This window comes from Haliscomenobacter sp. (assembly GCF_041740695.1).
Lineage (GTDB): Bacteria > Bacteroidota > Bacteroidia > Chitinophagales > Saprospiraceae > Haliscomenobacter.
The window spans coordinates 1-4,231 of sequence record NZ_JBGSLK010000066.1 but is presented as its reverse complement, the minus strand read 5'-3'; the positions used below and the strand labels follow the sequence as shown (position 1 = coordinate 4,231).

Genomic DNA, 4,231 nt, shown 5'->3' with positions numbered 1-4,231 from the left:
GCTACGGCGTCTACCCGCAGGCCATCCACATGGAAGCGATCGAGCCAAAACAGGGCATTGGACACCAGGAAGTTGCGCACCTCATTCCGGCCAAAATTGTAGATCGCACTCTTCCAATCCGGGTGAAAACCCTTGCGTGGATCCTCGTGCTCGTACAGGTGCGTGCCATCAAATTCCGCCAAACCATGCGCATCAGTCGGAAAATGGGAAGGAACCCAGTCCAGGATAACACCAATGCCGCCCTGGTGCAGTTTATCTACCAAATACATAAAGTCTTCCGGTGTGCCGAATCGACTGGTCGGTGCAAAATACCCGGTCACCTGATAACCCCAGGAAGGGAAGTACGGGTGCTCCATCACGGGTAGGAATTCCACGTGGGTGAAGTTCATTTCTTGCAAGTACTGCACCAAATCCACAGCCAATTCACGGTAGCTCAGCGATTCGTTGCCATTCTTCTTCCAGGTGCCCATGTGTACTTCGTAGACGGAGTAGGGCTGGGGTTTACCTGCTTTGTCCTGGCGTTGTTTGAGCCAATCCTGGTCTTGCCAAGAATAATCGTTTTCCCAAACAATCGAGGCAGTTTTAGGAGGAACTTCCCAAAACAAGGCATAGGGATCACCCTTCTCCACATGCCGTCCGTTTTGCGAATGGATGTGGTATTTGTAGAGGGTGCCTTTTTCCAGGCCGGGAATAAATCCTTCCCAAATACCCGATCCATCCCAGCGCGAGGTGAGGGGATGTTCTTGAGTATTCCAAAAATTGAAGTTGCCAATCACCGAAACAGACTGAGCATTGGGTGCCCACACGGAAAAGTACACTCCTTTTTCACCATCGACTTCGATCAAATGGCTGCCCATTTTTTCATAAATCCGAAAATGAGTACCGGACTTGAACAGATAAATATCATAGTCTGTAAAAAGGCTGTGGTTGATTACCTTACTCATACATGCAGAGATTGGAGGCTTCGACAGACCTGGACCTGTCGTTACTGATGGAAAAAGCGAACTGTGCAAGGCTGATGAAAATAGAGAGGCAGCACAATTGAATTGTACCCTGATCTTTGTTTCATACACCTGACTTAGCAAAAATAGCAAGGTAATGCTAAAAGAGAAGTGATCTGAAAAAAAAAACGCAGCATTACCAAATAAAGTAATGCTGCGTTAGAAAAACGCTTGAAATAAGGAATTACTTCTTGGGCGTTTCCTTTGCTTTAGATTTTGCAGGTGCCTTGGTGGTTTTGGCAACCGTAGTCGTGGTTTTAGCTGGAGCTTTAGCTTTGGCAGGAGCTTTAGGGGCTTCTTCCTTAGCAGCAGCGGCAGGCTTTTCAACTTTAGGAGCACCAGTTGCTTTAACTTTTTTGCCACCATCCGCTTTGCCAGTCAATTCACCGTCAACTACTGCGGATACAGAAACCAAAGAGTTGGTGATGCCATCAAAAGGAGAAGGCACATAAGCGTCGGCAGCCCAATCGTTTTCCCAACGTTCGTTGTTGATCGCGTAGCGGAATTCGTAGTTGGCACCAAGGGCCAATTCAATGGATGCAGTATACTCAGTTTTGCCAGCCTTCATAACGAGGCCACTTTGCCAGGCCCAAGCATTGAAGTCGCCCAATACGCGAACTTCAGCGCCATCCTGAACAGCAGTGGTAGGCAAAGAGAAAGTAACTTTACAAACTTTTTTCGTGTTGGAATAATCCTTCTTCAACATGTCATTTGGTATTTGTGGTTGAACGAATCTAGGAGATTGATGCGATCAGCGTGGGTGATGTAATGGTGCAATAAGTAACGCAGAAAAATTAACTTCCCGATTTTGGGTTTTGAATAGGAAGTCGAACGGTTCATTTCAAGTGAGCTTTCTATTCAAAAGCCTCAAAAAAAATCGGGAAGTAATTTTTTGCGTCATACTAAGTGCAATTGCAGGGCAAATTTAGGAGCTATTATTTTGATTTTCAAAGCCCAAGGCTCTTTTTCTTATTTACTAAACGCTAGATGAGCTGAAAAAATATCTGACAATTACGCATTTCTTGAAATAATATTTATCCAGACGCAGAAAAATATGTGGCTTTTTTGGAGTCGATGTGATTCAACGGAATAATCAATGGAAATGAAAAAATGAAAAAAATGTGATTTTACTCTAATTTTTTGAAAATCAAGCGCCAATATGCAACACTTATGGCTGCATATTGGCGCTTAATTCCATAATCAGGAATAAAATCAGAATTTCCCGTTCTCGTAATACTGCAAAATTATTTTCCAAATCAAGTGGCGGTATTTAGCCGAGATCAGGTTGCCATTCGATTGGGTCAAGTTGTTTTTCGCCAAAATGTATTCTGATGTATTGGCCGTTCCTGCGGTAAAGCGTTTTTCAAACAAGCGTACATTTTCTGTTTGTGCCGTCACTTGTTGTTCGGCTGCTTTCCATTGCTCCTGAGTCGCGCGGTGGTTTTGTACGGCCTGCTCTATCTCGCTACGGAGCTGGTTTTTTACATCGGCCAGGTTGTTTTCGGCAATATTTTCGTTGATTACTGCCCGCTGTACCTGTTGTTGAATGGCGCCACCTCGAAACAATGGCAGATACAAGCCAATGCTCATGCTACCATTGCGCGTGGCATCCAACTGCGAAAAGTAAGCCTCTGTACGTGTGCTGGCAAAAAAAGCACCATAATTTCCTTGAAAATTGATGCTGGGGAAAAAATTAGACCGCGCAGCTTCCACCCCTTTTTGGGCACTTAAAATCCGCAATTGTGCCCCTTGTATTTCGGGCAGGCTGGCTTCTGCTTTTTGTAAAAGCGTTGCCGAAGCCATCGCATCAGCCGGACTGTTGATCGTTTGGATGAGGTTGGCATCCAATTGAGCATTCATGTCCACCGGCTGGTTCATTTGTTGAAAGAGATTGACCTTGGCCAGCTCGGCATTGTTGCGGGCACTTACGGCATTGAATTCCTCATTGGCCATTTGCGCTTTGAGCTCGTACACGACCATTTCGTTGGCCACGCCTGCGGCTACTCTTTTTTGAGCCAGCTCAATTTGCTGGCGGGTAGCGTTGGCTTGCTCCTGGGCAATGCGGAAAAGCTCCTGATTGGCCAGGGCATTGAGGTAAAAAGTGATGATGTTGCGCCGAATCAGGTTTTTACTGGCTTCCACATCCTTGATGCCCGCCTGAATGGCCTGCTTCTGTTGTTGCCCCTGGTATTTTAGCCCAAAACCATTAAAAATGGGCACTGATATGTTCAAACCATAACCATTGCTGAGAAAAACTTCATCGATCCGTTGGTTGGTATTGACGTCGATGCTGCGGCCAAAGTTGAAGTTTTGGCCAAAATTCAGGCTGAGGTCGGGCAGTTGTTGCGCCCGGATTTGCCGAAGTGATACTTCGGCCAAATCGAGCTGAAACCCTGAATTTTTGATTTGCAGGTTGTTTTCCAGAGCAATGCGTATGCATTCATCCAGGCTCAGGATAGTTTGTGCGTTTACGATTGGCGCTCCAAAAATGAGTATGACGAGGGCCAAAAGAATATTTTTCATAAATAAATATTTTGGGGTTGAGAACATGAGTCGTCCCGATTTTTTCATAAACACTACAAAAGCGACATTTCTTTATCACAAAGGAAAAAAAGAGGGCACAAAGGACACAAAGTTAGACGTCGACGGCGCTTCGCTTTGTGTCCTTTGTGATTCTTTGTGCTTTCTTTGTGAAAATTATGTCGCTTTAGAATTGTTTTGAAAATTCGGGATGACTCATGTCCCTCAACTTATTTCGTAATTTTTTCCTCCCGCTCAACATGCCCATCCAACAAGTGAATGATCCGCTGGGCGTAAGCGGCATTCTTTTCGCTGTGGGTCACCTGGATGATGGACACCCCTTCTTCTTCGTTGAGCTTTTTGAAAATCTGCATGATTTCATCCGCTTGGGCCGATTGCAGGTTTCCGGTAGGTTCGTCGGCTAAAATCAGCTTGGGTTGGCCAATCAGTGCGCGGGCAATGCCCACGAGCTGTTGTTGACCACCCGAAAGCTGATTGGGAAATAAATCCTTTTTAGCCACCATATTAAATCGATCCAGGATATCTGCCACGCGGCTTTTGCGCTCAGATCCCGAGACTTTTTTGTACAACAGGGGAGTTTCCAGGTTTTCGTATACCGTCAGCTCATCGATCAGGTGGTATTGTTGGAATACAAAGCCGATGTAGTGCTTGTACAGATCGGTGCGCTTTTTTTCCGAAAGTTTGTGTAC

The 4,231-nt window shown here is 45.5% G+C and carries 4 protein-coding genes; all 4 read right to left on the bottom strand.

Annotated elements, in window-relative coordinates; genetic code table 11:
• Positions 1 to 944 (bottom strand): alpha-amylase family glycosyl hydrolase (locus ACEW9O_RS14085; RefSeq protein WP_373550813.1); only part of this gene is annotated, 944 nt, incomplete at its 3' end.
• 241 nt (positions 945 to 1,185) lie between these two features.
• Positions 1,186 to 1,707, bottom strand: a complete 522-nt coding sequence (locus tag ACEW9O_RS14080) for an isoamylase early set domain-containing protein (protein ID WP_373550812.1) — start codon at positions 1,705 to 1,707, stop codon at positions 1,186 to 1,188.
• 506 nt (positions 1,708 to 2,213) lie between these two features.
• Positions 2,214 to 3,524, bottom strand: coding sequence for a TolC family protein (locus tag ACEW9O_RS14075; RefSeq protein WP_373550811.1), 1,311 nt, complete (start codon positions 3,522 to 3,524; stop codon positions 2,214 to 2,216).
• 227 nt (positions 3,525 to 3,751) lie between these two features.
• Positions 3,752 to 4,231, bottom strand: a 480-nt coding sequence (locus tag ACEW9O_RS14070) for an ABC transporter ATP-binding protein (RefSeq protein ID WP_373550810.1), incomplete at its 5' end; no start/stop codon positions are given.